Source organism: Elioraea sp., assembly GCF_051860475.1.
In the GTDB taxonomy this organism is placed as follows: domain Bacteria; phylum Pseudomonadota; class Alphaproteobacteria; order Acetobacterales; family Acetobacteraceae; genus Elioraea.
Genome location: NZ_JBHYDW010000010.1, coordinates 23,239 through 39,359, shown reverse-complemented (window position 1 = coordinate 39,359; position 16,121 = coordinate 23,239). Strand labels below are relative to the sequence as shown.

Below are 16,121 nucleotides of genomic sequence, written 5' to 3'. Positions count from 1 at the left end.
ACGCCTCTGGCATGGCGTCGCCACACTCACCACCCCTGGCGCATCCATTCGTCGATGTCGCGCGAGGAGAGGACCTTCTCCGTGTATTCCCAGTCCAGCCCGTGGTCGTCCGCCACGTCGCGGAGATAGCGCAGCTCCATCGGCGGCTTCGCGGTCTGCACCCGCTGCGAGAAGTTCTGCACCGCGGTCCGGTCCTGCAAGACGGCCGCGATCCAGTCGTCCTCGAAGGCGTCCGGCAGTTGGCCCAGCACCGAGAAGATGTCCCCGAAGCGGTGCGACAGAGCCGCATAGACTTGGTCCTCGACCGTGCCGGCATAGCGCAGGTTCAGCACATGGACGTTGTCCCGGATCTGACCGATCCGCTGAACACGACCCTTGCGCTGCTCGAGCCGCGACGGGTTCCACGGCATGTCGATGTTCACCTGCGCGCCGAGACGCTGGAGGTTCAGCCCCTCGCAGGCCGCATCGGTCGCGCAGACCAGCCTGATCTCGCCATCCTGGATCCGCCGCTTGATCTGCTCCCGGGAAGCCGTCCGCCGCTCCGCCGCGCGCTGCACGAACGAGGCAGCCCCACCCGCATAGAGCGCGACCGGCTCGTCGGGAAAGGCGGCGCACAGAGCCTCCAGCACCCACTCGGCCGTGGTTCGGTACTGGCTGAAGATGATCGCGCCGTTCTGTTCGAGCCAGCGACGCTCCCGCAGGAAGTGCAGCACCACCTGCACCTTCGGATCGACGTCCGAGCCGGCCACCACTGCCGCGAGGTTCCGTTCGACCTCGCGCAGATACTGGATCTCCTGAGGCGCAGGCGGTACGGCGTCCGCGGGCACACGCTCGTCGCCGATCTCGTCCTCCGGCAGCAAGGGGGTGTCGAGCCGGCCGAGCAGGTGCCGGGCCGTGTCCAAGCCGGCCTGCGCCGAGGAGCCGATCCGACGGAGCAGAATCGTCTTGAGGAACCCCGCGCCGGGGAAACGCTGGGCGTAGAGCCGGCTGAAGTTCTCGGCCGCCTCGTAGGCCGCCTTGAACGCCAGGCTCATCTCGAGGCCCTCGCCGCTGAACAGCCACTCTGGCAGACCATCGTCGGGCCGCGGATGCGCCACGACGCCGATCCGCTTCAGCAGCCCACGCTCCTCCAGCATCGGACGCGTGCGGCGCACGACCCGACGGACGATCGGGTTGTGACGTTCGGCGAGCGTGCGGAACTCGTTGAGGAAGTCGGTGCGGAGGTCCGAGCTCAGATCATCGAAGCGGGGGCCGACCACGACCTGTGTGCTCAGGCCCGCATCGCTGCGGATGTCGCGGAACACGGCGTGCTCGCTGGCGGGCGGCAGCGGGTTGCGGAACAGCCCCCAACGGTTGGTGTCGTTCATCGGCCAGGGCCGATCGCCGGTGAGGAACCCAATCGACTCCTCGCGCAGCCAGTCGCCGCCATCGAACGGCCGGCCGAGCACCTGCGGCGCACCCTGGTTCAGCGCGGTCAGCAGGTCCCACAGCTCCACCGCGGCGAGCTGGATCGGTGTCGCCGTGCCGAGGATCACGTTGGTCGCGTTCGCCGCCACCGTGCGGAGAAAGTCGAGCAGGTTGTTCGGCTTCGCGGCATCGCGCCCGCTCTGCCCGCGCGAGGCGCGCGCCTTGTGCGCCTCGTCCAGGATCACCACGCCGTAGGACTTCTTCGCCAGCGCCCCGCGCTCGGCCTCGTCGTCGCCGTTGACGATCAGCCCGGTCGAGACGATGCCGATCCGCCACGGGCAGCGCGCGACCAGCGTCGGATCGCCCTTCTGCGTCAGCGGCCGCCGCTCGCCATCCACCCAGCACTTCTTCTGCGTCGACCACACGGCCGCCGGCACGCCGAGCTTGTCCTCCAGCTCCTCCTGCCACTGCCAGATCAGCGTCGCCGGCGCCAGGATCAGCACCGGCTTGTCGTCGAGCAGCGACAGCACCAGCGCTGCCGCCGCCATCGACAGCGTCTTGCCGAGCCCCACGTCGTCGGCGAGCAGATAGCGCGCCTTGCCGTGCAGACGGCGATCCTCGACGCAGGTCTGCACGAAGCGCTTCTGCCAGGGCCGCAGGATCTGTCCGCCCTTGTAGATCGGCCGCTCGGCCAGCACGGCGTCGGCCGGCACCTCGCCGGCCGCATCGCGCGCCTGCTCGATCGAGCGGTACTCGATCCGGTTCGCCATCGCCGCGACGTGCTTCACCACCGCATCGGGCAGATCGACACCCTGGCGCCAGAAATGTTCGAACTCCTCGCGCACCCACTCGGCCGCGTCCGGGTCCTCGTCGCCCCACAGGATCTCGTAGGCGTGGCGGAAGCCGGACGCCGAATCATTCACGCTGCCGACGAAGGCATAGACCCGCCCGTCCGCGTGCTCGATCACCCCGGCCTTGCCGTGCACGAACACGTTGCTGGTGTCGCGCGGCACCACGCGCACCTTCATCCGGCCCGAGGCGAGCAGGTCGTGCAGCCGGCGATAGCGTTCGCGCGCCAGCAGCAGGTCGATCCCGTCCTCGGTCGCCTGCCAGGACGACACCAGCGTGCGCGCAAGCGCCTCCTGCCCGTCGCGCGCCGCCTTCGCCACCGTCACGTCGAACGGATCGAGGTCGCCGTTGCACACCACCCGGATTTCGCCCACCGTCTCCAGCGCCTCGCCCACCACCTCCAGCAGCGAGGAGCGGAAATAGCCGGCGATGCGAAGGTAGCGCGTCGCACCGGCGAGCCGCGTGGTCAGGACCGGGCCCAGCGCCTCACGGCGCGAGGAGAAGCGCTCGATCGACAAGTCTCAGGCGGCGGTGGTTTCGCGCAGCGGCAGGGCGACGGTCTCCAGCTTCGTCAGGTCCAGCCGCTTGGAGGCGAAGTCGATGTCGAACCCGACCACATCGCCCTTCTCGTCCAGATCGACGTTCAGGCCCTTCGCGACCTCGCGCGTCTCGGTGCCCGGCTTGGGCTTCAGCTCGATGTAGAGACTGTCGGTCTCGGGGTAGTAGTGCAGCTTCATGGCGGCCCACCCTGGAAGTCCCGGTCGAAGAAGGCGTTGTGGATGGTGATCCCGTCGCCCAGTGTAACCACGCGGAGGATGCGTGTCCTGCCGTCGCGCGGGTCCGTGACCGTGCCCCAGAACCGCACCCGCCCGTCGCCCTGATCCTCGCGCCGCAGCGGGTTGGCGATCACCGCCTCGCACCACGCGGGGTCGATATAGGGGCGCTTGCGCAGCACCTGCTCAAGGAAATAGCGCGTCGCCGGCATCCGCCTATAGCCGGTCGAGCTTCAGCGCCTCGGCGAGCTCATGCGCCGCCGCGCTCTCCTCCGTCCGGGTGCGGCGCGTCTTCAGCGCGACATAGTCGGCGAGCGCGATCAGCTTCTGCCGCCGCGGCCAGTAATCGGCGGCGTATTCGGTGCGCAGGATCGTCACGCCCCGCCTGGGGTCGCGATCGCCGCCCTCCATCGTCTTCCAGATCGCGAACAACACCTGGCGCAGCTGCGTACCCCCGAAGCCCTCGCCCTCCAGCATCCGCCCCTTGAGGTCGGCCGCACCGGCGAGCGCGGCGGCGTTGGCGGTGGTGGAGGCCATCAGCTCGGCGTAGCCGCCGAAGGCGAAGCTGCGCGCGAAGTTCTGGAAGTCGGCGACCTTGGCCGAGCCCTTCGCCTCCATGTCCAGCATGCGCACGTAGAAGCGCTCGGCCGCGCCGAGATCGCGCCACATCTCGCGCGGGAACCCCTCCGGCACCAGCAGGGCATTCGCCACCTGCGCTGCGTAGTCCACCAGGTCGCGCAGCATCGTCGTCTCGCCCTTGGCGAGCTTGCGGTAGAGATCGCGGTCCAGCGGCTGGCGGTCGATCGTGGCATAGGCGGTGACGACCTGAAGGGCGGCGGCATAGGCGGCGAGCGTGAGGTCGCCGTCGGTGTAGAGCGTCTCGGCGTTGCTGCGCTCGTGCCAGGCATCGTCGAGCGCGTTGAGCCGGGCGAGCTGCGCGCGCACCGCGTCCTCGATCTCGGCCTCGATCTCCATGCGCCGCGCGTTCGCTGCACCAAGGCGCTTGCGCAGCACCAGGTTCACCGTGCCCTGGACGTAGTTGCCCTCCTTCAGCGCGCTTTCGGTCTCTGTGACGACGTTCCAGGCGGCGGTGACACGGAGGCCAGCGGCCCAGAGGATGGCGCCGAGATCGGCCCAGACCCCCGCATCCTGGTGGGTGAACATCACCACCTGCAGGCCGTTGTCGGGCATGTGGCGCGTCATCGCGGCATAGGCGGCGACCATGTCGCGGCGGAACTGCTCGTCCCTGCCCTTGATGGCGAGGTCGCGGCACGAGTCCCAGGTCCAATCGTCGAAGGGGGGCGGCGGGTTCTTGCGCAGCCACGCGATGAAGAACTCGGTGATCTCGTGGTAGTTGACCGCGTCGGCGTAGGGTGGATCCGTGATAAAAATGGCACAATACTCATTTACTTCTTTTGCATCTATAGGAAAAATCTTTGTTTCTGCACCTATTTCTTTCATTCTACGAAATATTTCTGAGCTCAAGCGTTGTAGCTCCGAAGAAGAATAGATGCACCAGTCCATCATGGGTGTAAGAGCTTGATTCGCAAACACATTTGTCGGCGCTTCAAGATTCTTTGTTGTTGCCCAACCACAAAGTCTTGTAGTTCGATCAGCAAGCTTAGAAAAAATAATCGCGTTCAGTGCACTCTTGGAGGCTCCAAGGGTCGAGAAGAGTATAAGATCTCGCGGTGAGAAGAGTTGGTGCCAGTAGCACCACCCACGCGTTCTAATCGGCTCGTCGGTCTTGTCTCCCGGCTGGATCGACATGTCCGGCACAAGACCCGCCTCCTGCCAAGCCGCGAGATTCTTGCGTACGATTGCTGCCACCTGCCGCTCGCGTGACTCATCCTCCGGCAGCACGCCGCGGAAGAACGTCTCCTGTCGCCCCCTTCCAAGTGTGTCCTTGGTGATCCACTGGATGCAGTACAGGCGCTCCTGCAAGATGTCGTCGGCGCGGGGAACGAAGTCGTGCTTCTCCCACAGCCGCAACCGATTGCGCGCCGTGCCGTCCGTTTCGCGGTAGTCGCCGCGGATCGTCCTGATCTCGACGCCGGAGCGTTCCGGATTCATCGGGTGCACCAGCCGCCCGTCACGCACCGTTCCCTGGTCCGCTGCGGCCATCTCGTCCGCGGATACGCCGGTATGGATTTCGATGGCATAGTGCTTCGTGTCTGGATGCGGGGCTAGCTTGGCAATCACATTCCGCTGCTTCGAGATGACCCAAGACGAAGCCATCGGCACCATCCACCCCGTCTTAGGGCAGCGTGTCTCCAGGCAGTAGAAATAGGCCTTGGCGCGATTCCCCTCTGCGTCGTGCTCGATGCCCAGCCGCGTGATCTCGGCATCCACCTCTGCCGCGATCCGCTTCTGCTCGACCTCGATCTCCGCCCGTTTCTCGGGCGCGGCGCCGATGATGTTGAATGCGCCCCAGGTGAGCATGCAGGCGATCGGATTGAGGTCGGATGCATAGACGTCGCAGCCGATGCGGGCGGCCTCGAACGGGATCGAGCCGGCGCCGCAGAACGTGTCCGCCACCTTCGGCCGATGGCCGAACCGGGCGAAGCCGAGCTGCTCGACCAGCTCGGGCAGGCTGCGCGCGGCCGTGCCGAGGTGGCGGTTCACCGCCGGCCAGATCGGCGCGAGAAGTTCGGCCTCGTCGGACTCCTCGGGCCGCTTCACGTGCTTTAGCCGCTCGGCATAGGGCAGCGTCGCGAACGCCTCGGCGATGTGTGCCTGACGCTGCGCCACGGTCAGGTCCTCGCGCCAGATACGGCGCCGCCCGCGCTCCTCGGTCACCAGTTCGGCATGGTCCGGGAACAGCCGCACGAACTCGGCCGGGCTGCCGGTGAAGCGCCGGCCGAACGCGGTATCGTCCATCGCCATCAGCCGGAGGAAGATGTCGAGATCGGCGGTGGCATCCTCGGTCGCCGGCAGCAGGCAGCCCAGCACCACCGCGCGCACCAGGATCAACGGCTTGCGCCCCTTCCAGTACGAGCCGAGCGCGGTCAGCGTCTGGCCGGCGCCTGCCTTCCGCTCCTTGTACGCCTCGGACGAGAGCCGTCCGACCGGGAACTGCCGCTCGATGAACGCGGGCGCGTCCTTCAACGAGCGCGGCGCAAGCCCGGGCGCGGTGGCGGCGTCGCTGCCCGCCGTCATTCGGCCGGCACGGGGGCGAACAGGAAGCCCGGATCGTCGGCCTTCCGCCCGCGCGTCTTCTTCGGCGGAACGAACTCCGCATTCGGGCGCGGCTCCAGCGTGCCGCGGCCGGTGACGGCGCCGAGATGGAACGCATCCGAGCGCGTGCCGAAGCACAGCGCCTGGCGCAGCGCGCCGCGCCAGCCCATGCCGGCCTGGTGCGCGAGCCCGGTGGCCGCCGCGGTCATGGTGTAGAGCCACCACCGCTCCTCCGGCTTCAGCCCGAGCCAGTTGCGGATCGCGACCGCGATCTCCTCCGGCCGCACATCCGGCAATTCGACTGTCCAGAGCAGCACCAGAAGCTCCTTGCCGAACAGCCGCTGCACGGCGGTCTCGTCCGCGCCCCAGCGGCCGGCCGGCTTGTTCTCGGCCTTGAGGCGACGGTTGAACTCAGCCCGCGCCTCGGGCGAGACGGCATCCCACACCGCGCGCGAGGCCTCGCAGCGCAGGATGGTCTCGGGCGCCCAGTGCGGCTCGCGGCTGGTGGGCGGGCGGCCGAACACCTCGAACACCTGCACCACGGCGTCGCGGCCCCTGGTCAGGCGCACGAGATAGGCGTGCTCCTGGTAGATGTCGGCGCAGTCGAAGGCGGCAGGGGCGGTGGCCATGGGCGTCACTCCTGCGTCCAGGCGACGCGATCGAAGTCGAGATCGAAGGCGTCGCAGAAGGCCATCAGGTCACGGCCGGAGGGAAAGGCAAGGGCGTCGAGCCGAAGTTTGACCGTGGGGGCCGGGGCGGCCAGCAGCGCGACGAGCTCCTTCACCTTCTGGTCGAGCGCGGCGGCAGGAACGGGCACGTCGCGGCCGAGCCGCAGCGTCAGGAAGTCGTGCTCCGAGCGCGTGCCGTTCACCTCGACTGTGCCGCCGTGCAGCGTGGCGCCGGGGATCTTCGCGAGCCGGTCGAGGGCGAGGAAGGCAGAAGCGGTGTCGGCCGGCTCGAAGCGCGAGGTCATGGTGACCGGGGCATCGGGCTTCAGCGGCACCTTCGGCGTCGGCGCGCGGCCGCCGGCGTCGTCCATGCCGGTGCCGAGTGGGGCGGTCTCCTCCTCGCCGAACTGGCCGTTCAGCTCGGCGATGACGCGCAGCCGCTTGGCGTCCGGCGGCGCGTCGATCTCGCCATGCGGCACCTCGGGTGCCTGCCTGGGGTCGGAACCGTCGAAGCTCGCGCGGATGGTCGCCGCGCGCGGCATCGCCAGCAGCGCGACGCGGTAGCCGGTGGAGACGCGCCTGACGTCGGGCTTCACGCGGATCGGTGCGCGCCACTCGGCCGGCTCGCCGGTCCGGGCAACACCCTTGGAGTCGACGCCGAGGAACCACACGGCCGGGGCGGCGGTCTCATACACCCGGCCGTCGAGCTTGCGGTCGGTCGTCGGATCGGGCGGCCCGCGTTCGGAGACATAGACGATGTCGGCCTCCTCCAGCGTGACCATGATGCGGAACGTTCCGGTCGTCATCGGGTCCTGCGCGAAATCGTCCTGCCGCGCGATCACGCGCGTCACGCGCTCCCACTTCTTGGCGACCAGCCCGTCCTTCTCGCGCCAGAAGCCGCGCTGCGCGGCGGTGCGGATGAGCTGATCGAGCCCGCCCCTGGGCAGCCAGAACCAGCCCGGCCGCACCGCGGCGTTGCGGCGGAGCGAGGCGGCCTGCACCGCATCGGCGTCGAACAGGATCTCCTCGGCGTCCTGCCGCAGCGTGTCGAACTGCGCATCGAACTGGTCCGACGGGACGAACTTCCCGCGCTTGGTCAGCGTGTCGATGATCTGCTGCTCGCCGGAGTAGTCGTTACGGTCGAACTCCATGCGGAAATCGTCGACCCGGCGCAGGGATCGCGTGACGGGAAACACGATCGTCTTGAAGGTCTCGCGCAGCGCGCTGGTGAATCTGCCGGCCACGGAGTCGCGGATCGTCTCCAGCTCCGCCATCTGTGGTGAGCTTTTTCCGTGCTGTTGGCGAACGCGCTCCTCAACGCGGTCGATGGCGCGAATCAGGCGAGCGCCCTCGCGCAGCGTCTTGAGTGCGTTCTCGTCCGCAGTCAGAACAAGAACGCGGTTCTGCAAGTCCTGCCGATTCCACCAATCGACGAAGTCCGGCGGCAGCTTGTCGGCCGGACGCTCGAGAATTATCAAAGTCGGACGGTCGTCGTTGAGGTCAATCTCGTCGGGGCCCGGCAGGACCGCCATGCGGTCGGAGTAGAGCGCGCCGGTACGAGGTTCGAAGACCTCCCTCAGCTTGTCCCGTAGCGTCAGGTCGACCTGTTCCGCCGCCAGGTTCTCGGCGACAGAGATCACCTCGCCGATCATGTTGGCCGTCTGACCAAAGAAGATGCGCTCGTCGGTACCTTTGAAACGATACCAAGCCTTGCCAATGAGCTTTTCCAGCGCAGTCTTGATCTCCGACACATCGAGCAGCGGATCGACCAGCGTTTCGATCAGCTCACCCTCCGTCAGGCCGCGCAACGGCGACTCGGCGGCCGACAGCGAGGACATCAGCAGGACCTTCGCGACGGCGGACGCGGTGGTGTTGCCGTCCGCCGCGTCGATCTTTTCGGCGAGCGCATTGCCGCGATCGGCGATGTCATGGGCGATCGCATTCGTGTAGGCAGAATTGATCTTGCGGATCTCTTCGAGTGTGGCCTGGTCGTTGAAGTCGAGGTGATGCAGCCCGATGAGGAACGGGCTGCCGTTGCTCGCCATCGCCCCGCGCACGGCATGGCGCAGCAGACGGATCAGCGCACGCGTCTTCTGGTAGCCGCGGTTCTCGGCGAAGCGGGCGACGATGTCGCGGATCGAGGGATGGAACGGGTAGGTCTCGCGGATCCGCTCGATGAACGTCTCCGGCGTAGTTGGGATCGTATCGACCCGCTTCGCCTTCTGAAGCGTGCTCACATAGGCCTGGGCGACCGCGTCGATCTTCTCGGGCGCAGGCAGGCTGTCGAACAGCCGCTTGCGCACGATCGCGAACACCTCGCCGGTGTTCTGCTGCACCGGCGTGATCGCCTGCGCGTTGCGGTCGTAGTGCTTGGTGAGGTTCTCGATCAGCGTCCGCAGCTGGCCGGAGCCGTCGAGATAGACGTCGTCCTTCAGGTTGGTGACGACGACGCAGGCGCGCGGACACCGCGGTAGAGCATTGAACAGCCGCTCCAGCGCCCCGATCGTCAGGTCGCCGAGCGTGGTGGACCCGACCGGCTCGCCCTGCGCCATCTGAAGGTAGCTCGGCAGCTCGTCGAGCAGGATCAGCACAGGGTCAGTGCCGAGCACCTTGACCCATTCATCGACGCCCGGTGTCTTCGCGCCGTTGCGCCAGAACGGCGCCATGACCTCGCCCCAGCCGAGCTGCTCGGCGATGTAGCCCCAGAGCAGCGTGTCGGGGTTCTGATGGCCGTTGAAGATGACGACCTTCGCCGCGCCGAAGTCCTGGCCGCTGGCGTAGCTCGGCACGACCTCGCGGCGAAGGCCGGGGTCGGAGGCGAGCAGGCCGAAGGCGATCAGGCTGTGCGTCTTGCCCCCGCCCATGGCCTGGGTGAGGTAGAAGGCCCCGTCCTCGGACCGGCCCGCGAGCCGATCGAAGCCGCGGTTCACCAGCAGCTTGAGGCCATCGGTGAAGTGGTTGCGGCGGAAGAATTCGCGACCGTCGACCTTGCCGGAGGCAAAGTCCTCGATCTGGGCGACTTGCTCGACCAGGCTGTCGCTGACTACGACAGAACTTGGCGTGCAGAGCTGTTTGACGGACTCGATCGGCATGGCACGGGTTTAATCACAAGCTGCGGATCTGCGAGAGGTCAATCGTGGCGACCGCTTTCGGGCCAATAGATACCGTCTCGGGGGAACGTCGGATTCCCCAGCGAGAACGCGACAGATCAGGCAGCTCGTCCGGTCAATGTCCGGTCAACATCGCCCAAGAGACCGGACACAAGTGTTGTGCTTCGGTCGAACGCCCTGAAATTCTTGGGGAAACTTGGTAGCGGCGGGCAGACTTGAACTGCCGACCCCGGCATTATGAGTGCCGTGCTCTAACCAGCTGAGCTACGCCGCCACAGTTTCCTTCGGTCGGCGCGCAGCCGCCACACCAGCCCTGCGCGCCCGTCAGGCGGCGGGAGATACGTCCCGCGCTGCCGCGCTGTCAACCGAAGCAGCCGCGATGATCCCGCCGCCCAGCACCCGATCGCCATCGTAGAACACCGCTGCCTGGCCAGGCGCGACCGTCGCCGGCGCCGCGAGCGCGATCCGCGCCCGGGCGCCGTCCCAGGCGACTGTCGCCGGCTTCGGCGCCTCGCGGCCGCGCAGCTTCACGGCGCAGTGGAGAGGCTCGGCAGGTGGGTCGATCAGCCAGGCGACCTCGCCCGCCACCGCCTCGCGCCGGCCGAGCGCGGCGCGCGACCCCACCATCACGCGCCGACGGGCGGCGTCGATCGCGACCACGTGCATCCGCTCGCCGCCGCGCCAGGACGCAGCCCCCAGTCCCCGCGCCTGACCCACGGTGTAGCGCACGATCCCGTCATGCCGGCCCAGCACCGCGCCGTCCTCGGCCACCACCTCGCCGGGCTCCGCCGCCTCTGGGCGGAGCCGCGCCACCACGTCTGCGTAGCGGCCCGAAGGCACGAAGCAGATGTCCTGGCTGTCCGGCTTCTCGGCGACCGGCAGACCCAGCCGCACGGCCTCCGCGCGTACCTCGGCCTTGGGCAGTTCGCCCAGCGGAAAACGCAGGAACCCGAGATCCGCGCGGTTCAGGGCGAACAGGAAGTAGGACTGGTCGCGCGCCGCATCCGCCGCGCGATACAGTGCCGGACCCTCCGGCGCGGGCTCGATCCGCGCGTAGTGACCGGTCGCCAGCGCCTCGGCGCCGAGGTCGCGCGCGAGCAAGAGCAGGTCGGTGAACTTCAGGTGCTGGTTGCATCGGAGGCAAGGGATCGGCGTCTCGCCGCGCGCGTAGGTGTCGGCGAAGTCCTGGATCACGGCCCGCCGGAACCGCGCCTCCATGTCCAGCACGTAGTGCGCGATCCCGAGCCGGTCGGCGACCCGGCGGGCGTCGTGGATGTCCTGGCCGGCGCAGCAGGCCCCCTTCCGCCCCACGGAGGCGCCGTGGTCGTAGAGCTGCATGGTGACGCCGATCACCTCGTGCCCGGCCTCGGCCATCAGGCCGGCGGCCACCGAGGAGTCGACCCCGCCGGACATGGCGACGACGATCCGCATCCGTCCCAGGTGCGCCGCAGAGGCCGGCACGTCAAGCGTCCCCCTTGGCGTCGGACCGCTTGTAGGGTCTCTATCGCGCCGATCCAAGGGACCCCGATGACCGCCCCGTCCGCCTGACCACTCCCCCATGCTCTCCGCCATCCCCCTGGTGGTGCTGTTCGCCACCGCCTTCCTGCTCTCGCGCGCCTATATCGCGACGGATGCGGGCGAGCGGCTGCTCGACTCCGTCGAGCGCCTGACCGGTCGGCGCTGCCGCGGGCTGCTCCTCGGACATCTGTCGCTGTCGGCTGCGCTCTCGACGATCCTGCCGAATGCCGTCACCGCGCTCGCGCTCACGCCGATGATCCCGGTGCTGGTGGACCGCTTCACCTTCCCGGATGACCGGACGCGCCGGCGCGTCACGACCGGCTTCGCCGCGGCGACCATGTGGGGCGCGAATATCGGCGGCATGGGCAGCATCGTCGGCAGCCCGGCGAATGCGCTGCTGCTCGTCTATGTGCGCGCGACCGAGATCGCGGGGGCGGAGCGGCTGAACTTCCTCACCTGGGCGATGTTCGGCATCCCGACGGTGCTGCTGCTCTGCACCATCACCTTTCTGCTGCTGCGCGTCATGCTCCGTGCCGAGCTCGCCGCCGCGCTGCGGATCGAGGGCACGCGGGAGCCGTTGCCGGTGCATCGCAGCCAGGCGCAGCGGCGCGTGTTCCTGCTGACCGCCGCCTTCCTCGCCTTCTGGACCACGAGCACCGGCCTCACGATGGGGCTCAGGCTGCACGACGCCTACCCCGCCGCGGCGAGCCTCGCCTTCGGTGCCTGGTTCTGCCACGCGCTGATGGTGCGGCGCGCGAACGGCGAGCCGCTGCTGCCGCTGCGCTCCGCCGTCGGCCGCCTGCCCTGGCGCGGCTTGGCGTTCATCGCGCTGGCCGTGACGGTCTCGCTCGGTGCGACGCGCGTGCTCGGACTCGATCGCGCCGTGGGCCACATGGTCGCGCTTGCCGAGGGCCATGGTCTCGCCTCGTGGGAGATCATGCTGGTGCTGATCCTCGCGGTCGGGCTGCTGACAGAGGTGATGAGCAACACCGTGGTCGCTCTGGTGTTCTTTCCGGTGGTACACGGTGCCGCCGTCGCGCTCGAGGTCGAGCCGGTCGCCGCGCTCGTCGGGGTGAGCCTGATGTCGACCGTGCCGTTCATGTCGCCGACCGGGGCGCCGTCGAACGCCGTCGTCCTCGGCGAGACGCGCGGCATCGACTACCTGCTGATCGTCCGCCTCGGGCTTGGACTCGAACTGTTCACTGCCTTCGCGCTGACGATGGCCTCGCTGCATGTCTTTCCGCGTGTGCTTGGCCTCGCGGGTTAACGCAGGAGATCAGGCGGGTTCCGCGGGTCGTAGCTCTGCGGCGCGTTCTGCTCGCGGATCCTGAGCGCCGGCCAGAGAAGCACGGCGCCACCGAGCATCACCCACAACGCCCGCTCCTCGCCGGCGCCCAAGAACAGCACAAGCGGCAGCAGCACGAACACGGCCCCGCCCACGACGAGGGCAGCGGTGAGGCTGGCCATGCGGCCCTTGCCGTAGCCCGAGTGGAACGCGATGCCGGAAGCACCGCTCGCGATCAGCCGCTCGTGGAAGGCGCGGATGAAGGATCGGAAGCGCGGTATCCGGCCAGCATCGGCAAGCCCGGCCGGGTTGACGGTCATGACGATCACGCGCGTGCCGTCGCAAAAGGCGATGATGCACTGGCCGATCGCGCCTCGGCCGATCAGGTTCGAGCTGATCGTCACCGAGGCGATGTCACGGTAGCGGCGGCTCACCCAGCGTCCCGCGCGGGTGAAGAGCAGCGCCTCCTCCCTCGGGGCGACGCCGACATCATCGAAGCGCATGACGATGCGCCGCTCACCGTCAGTGACGACGAGGTCGAACACGTCGGCCCGATCGGGCTTGATCTGCTGATCCAAGATGCCCCCGGCATGGCGATCCCGGCATGATGCACGACCAGCAACGGATGCACATGGCCCTATCCCGCCCCGTCCTCGCGCCCTAACTTGCGCTCCCGTAAGGACGGAGAGCGATGACACCCGAGCTCCATCGGCGGCCGATCGCCGCACGCAACCTTGCCGTGACCGGCGCCGTCGCCGGCTGGCTGATCCACCGTAGCACGTCGCCGGACGCAATCTCCGCGGCGGGCATGCTCGCGGCGATCGTCGCGGGGTGCGCCTTCGCCGCGACGGCATGGGTCGAGACCGGCGCGGGTGCGCTCTGGGTGGCCGGTGCCGTGCTGGTGCAGCTGCGCCTGCTCGCCAACCTGCTGGACGGGATGGTCGCGGTCGGGCGCGACATCGCCTCGCCCCGCGGCGAGCTCTGGAACGAGGTGCCGGACCGGGTCTCCGACACCGCCGTGCTGGTGGGGCTGGGTGTCGCTGGCGGGAGCTGGGCGCTCGGGCTCGCCGCCGCGCTTGCCGCGATGGCGACGGCCTACGTCCGCGCGGTCGGCAAGGCCGCCGGCGGCCCGAGCGACTTCCGCGGACCGATGGCGAAGCAGCAGCGCATGGCGATCGCGACGCTGGTGGCGCTCTGGTGCGGGCTCGCGCCGGCGTCGTGGCAGGTGAGCTGGATCGGTCTCAGCCTTCCCGCGCTCGCGCTGGTGGTGATCACCGCCCTGTCCATCGTCACGGCCGGGCGGCGGCTGGCGGGCATCGCGCGGGCGCTCGCGCGATGAGCGCCTGGGCAACGACCGCGTTCGCGCATCCGGTGACGGTGTGGATCGTTGCGGCAACCGCCGGCGTGGTCGCGGCCGCGGCGCTGGTGATCGCGGCGCTGTCGGTGACAGGCAGGGCGCCGCCGGCGCTGCGACGGGAACTCTGGCTGAGGCTCGGCTCGTGGTGCGTGCTGCTGCCGCTGATGATCGGCCCGGTCCTGGCGGGCCGGGTCTGGACGATCGGCGCGGTCACGGCTCTCTCGCTCGCCTGCTACCGCGAGTATGCGCGCGCGACCGGATTGTTCCGCGATCATCTGCTGTCGTTCTGCGTCGTGATCGGCATTCTGGCGGTGAACTTCGCTGCACTCGATCACTGGTACGGGTTCTTCATGGCGCTCTGGCCGCTCACCATCGGCGTGCTGGTGGTCGCCTCGATCCCGCTCGACCGGCCGTCCGGCTACATCCAGCGCGTCGCCCTCGCGGTGTTCGGCTATGCGCTGTTCGGCGCGGGGCTCGCGCATCTCGGCTACATGGCGAACGACACCGGCTACCGTCCGATCGTGCTGCTGCTGCTGATGGCAGTCGGGCTCAACGACGTCGCGGCGTTCACGTTGGGCAAGCTGATCGGCGGACCGAAGCTGCTGCCCGCGACCAGCCCGAACAAGACCATCTCGGGCGCGCTCGGCGCGGCCACGGTGACGACCGCCCTGGTCGCGAGTCTGGGTTGGTTCATCTTCCAGGGGAAAGCGATTGCGAACCCGGTCTGGCTGACCGCGCTCGGGCTGATCGTCGCACTCGGCGGCCAGGCGGGCGACCTCACGCTCTCCTCGATCAAGCGCGATCTTGGCATCAAGGACATGGGCGTGGTGCTGCCCGGCCATGGTGGCATCCTCGACCGGTTCAACTCGCTGCTTCTGGTGGCACCCGCGGTGTTCCACTTCATCACCTACTTCGTCGGCTTCGGGCTGGATCGGCCGACCCGCGTGATCACCGGCCTCTGATGGAGTGGAAGCTCCGCCCGGCACGTGATCTCGGCCTGCCGGCTGCGGCGCGGCTGCGCAGCCTGAACCGCGAGCCGGGGCTGATCGGCGTCGCGGTGAACGCGCTCTGGCGACAGCTGGTGCGGTTCTACCTCCGGCTGTTCCATCGGCTCAGCGTCACCGGCATGGAGCATCTGCCGACCGCGCCGCCCTTCGTGCTGATCGCGAACCATGCGAGCCATCTCGACGCGCTGACACTCGCCTCGGTGCTGCGCGGGCCGTCGGCGCGGAACGCGCGGGCGCTCGCGGCGGGCGAGACCTTCTTCGGCTCGGCGGGTGTGGCGATGATCGCGGCCTACGCGATCAATGCGTTCCCGGTCTGGCGCGGGCGCACACGCCAGGGTGATCTCGCCACGCTGCGCGCGCGTCTCACCGAGGATGCGCTCGTCTACATCCTGTTCCCGGAAGGCACGCGCACGCGCGACGGCACCATGGCGCGGTTCCAGCCGGGGATCGGCGCGCTGGTCGCGGGCACGGAGGTCCCCATCGTGCCGTGTGTCATCGAGGGCGCCTTCGCCGCCTGGCCGCCGCAGCGTCGCTGGCCACGTCCCGGGCGATTACGGCTCGCGATCGGCCCTGCCCTGCGGTTCGCAGACGTGGTGAACGAACGCGCCGGCTGGATTGCCGTGGCGTCCTCCTGCGAGTCGGCGGTGCGGGCGCTCGGCGACGATCTGCGGAGGGGGGTGTGGGGGGGCGACCGGCGTCCCCCCCCACCGTTATAAAACCCGTTGGGGCACCCACCTGGTGGGGCGGGTGCGGCGGGGGGGGGGGGGGCGGCCCCCCCCCCCCCCCCCCCCCACACCTTAAGAAACACCTTTGGGTCACCACGCTGGTGGAGCGGTTCCAGACCAACTGGCCGCGACAGATCGGGTTGCGGAGGACGCCACCGCAGAAGCGCGGCGTGCCGCGAATCGTGGTGGCTGTAGCAGAGCCGGCAGCGTGGCCATGGCGGATGCGCCCCTCCTTGCCGCGGTGG

The 16,121-nt window shown here is 68.8% G+C and carries 12 protein-coding genes and 1 tRNA gene; 4 read left to right on the top strand and 9 right to left on the bottom strand.

From position 1 onward, the window contains the following. Positions 1 to 26 precede the first annotated feature (26 nt). The 8 genes from ACTIFU_RS03555 to mnmA all read right to left on the bottom strand — a co-directional run bounded on the left by ACTIFU_RS03555 (position 27) and on the right by mnmA (position 11,415). Positions 27 to 2,774, bottom strand: coding sequence for a helicase-related protein (locus ACTIFU_RS03555; protein ID WP_439576911.1), 2,748 nt, complete (start codon positions 2,772 to 2,774; stop codon positions 27 to 29). Positions 2,775 to 2,777: 3 nt separating this feature from the next. After that, positions 2,778 to 2,993, bottom strand: a complete 216-nt coding sequence (locus tag ACTIFU_RS03550; protein ID WP_439576910.1) for a DUF2283 domain-containing protein — start codon at positions 2,991 to 2,993, stop codon at positions 2,778 to 2,780. Continuing rightward, positions 2,990 to 3,241 (bottom strand): hypothetical protein, encoded by a 252-nt coding sequence (locus ACTIFU_RS03545; protein WP_439576909.1) that lies wholly within the window; start codon positions 3,239 to 3,241, stop codon positions 2,990 to 2,992. Before ACTIFU_RS03545 ends, ACTIFU_RS03550 begins: the two co-directional genes overlap by 4 nt. A 4-nt stretch (positions 3,242 to 3,245) precedes the next feature. Then, positions 3,246 to 6,188 carry an anti-phage-associated DUF1156 domain-containing protein gene (locus tag ACTIFU_RS03540; protein ID WP_439576908.1) on the bottom strand — a complete coding sequence of 981 codons (2,943 nt, stop codon included), beginning with the start codon at positions 6,186 to 6,188 and terminating at the stop codon, positions 3,246 to 3,248. Continuing rightward, a complete protein-coding gene (locus tag ACTIFU_RS03535; RefSeq protein ID WP_439576907.1) occupies positions 6,185 to 6,835 on the bottom strand; it encodes a DUF3780 domain-containing protein in 651 nt (216 codons plus the stop codon). The genes ACTIFU_RS03540 and ACTIFU_RS03535 overlap by 4 nt, the downstream gene beginning before the upstream one ends. A gap of 5 nt (positions 6,836 to 6,840) precedes the next feature. Continuing rightward, positions 6,841 to 9,966: a DUF499 domain-containing protein gene (locus ACTIFU_RS03530; protein WP_439576906.1), complete on the bottom strand. Its 3,126-nt coding sequence runs from the start codon at positions 9,964 to 9,966 to the stop codon at positions 6,841 to 6,843. A gap of 215 nt (positions 9,967 to 10,181) precedes the next feature. Next, positions 10,182 to 10,258: transfer RNA gene (locus tag ACTIFU_RS03525), tRNA-Met, on the bottom strand. A 50-nt stretch (positions 10,259 to 10,308) separates the two neighbouring features. Next, positions 10,309 to 11,415, bottom strand: a complete 1,107-nt coding sequence (gene mnmA, locus ACTIFU_RS03520) for a tRNA 2-thiouridine(34) synthase MnmA (RefSeq protein ID WP_439576931.1) — start codon at positions 11,413 to 11,415, stop codon at positions 10,309 to 10,311. 127 nt (positions 11,416 to 11,542) lie between these two features. Here mnmA and ACTIFU_RS03515 point away from each other — a divergent pair, with 127 nt between their 5' ends. Next, positions 11,543 to 12,769 carry an SLC13 family permease gene (locus ACTIFU_RS03515; RefSeq protein ID WP_439576905.1) on the top strand — a complete coding sequence of 409 codons (1,227 nt, stop codon included), beginning with the start codon at positions 11,543 to 11,545 and terminating at the stop codon, positions 12,767 to 12,769. Here ACTIFU_RS03515 and ACTIFU_RS03510 read toward each other — a convergent pair. Continuing rightward, the gene (locus tag ACTIFU_RS03510) at positions 12,766 to 13,365 is read right to left on the bottom strand and encodes a hypothetical protein (protein ID WP_439576904.1); all 600 of its coding nucleotides are present in this window, start codon (positions 13,363 to 13,365) and stop codon (positions 12,766 to 12,768) included. The two genes, ACTIFU_RS03515 and ACTIFU_RS03510, sit on opposite strands and share 4 nt — an antisense overlap. Before the next feature lie 113 nt (positions 13,366 to 13,478). On the opposite strand from ACTIFU_RS03510, the gene ACTIFU_RS03505 reads away from it, so the two are divergent. Genes ACTIFU_RS03505 through ACTIFU_RS03495 form a run of 3 tightly spaced genes read left to right on the top strand, consistent with a single transcriptional unit; the run spans position 13,479 to position 15,867 of the window. Further along, a complete protein-coding gene (locus ACTIFU_RS03505) occupies positions 13,479 to 14,126 on the top strand; it encodes a CDP-alcohol phosphatidyltransferase family protein (RefSeq protein ID WP_439576903.1) in 648 nt (215 codons plus the stop codon). After that, positions 14,123 to 15,106 (top strand): phosphatidate cytidylyltransferase, encoded by a 984-nt coding sequence (locus ACTIFU_RS03500; protein ID WP_439576902.1) that lies wholly within the window; start codon positions 14,123 to 14,125, stop codon positions 15,104 to 15,106. The genes ACTIFU_RS03505 and ACTIFU_RS03500 overlap by 4 nt, the downstream gene beginning before the upstream one ends. Then, on the top strand, positions 15,106 to 15,867 hold the full coding sequence (locus tag ACTIFU_RS03495) for a lysophospholipid acyltransferase family protein (protein WP_439576901.1): 762 nt from the start codon (positions 15,106 to 15,108) through the stop codon (positions 15,865 to 15,867). Before ACTIFU_RS03500 ends, ACTIFU_RS03495 begins: the two co-directional genes overlap by 1 nt. Positions 15,868 to 16,121 lie beyond the last annotated feature (254 nt).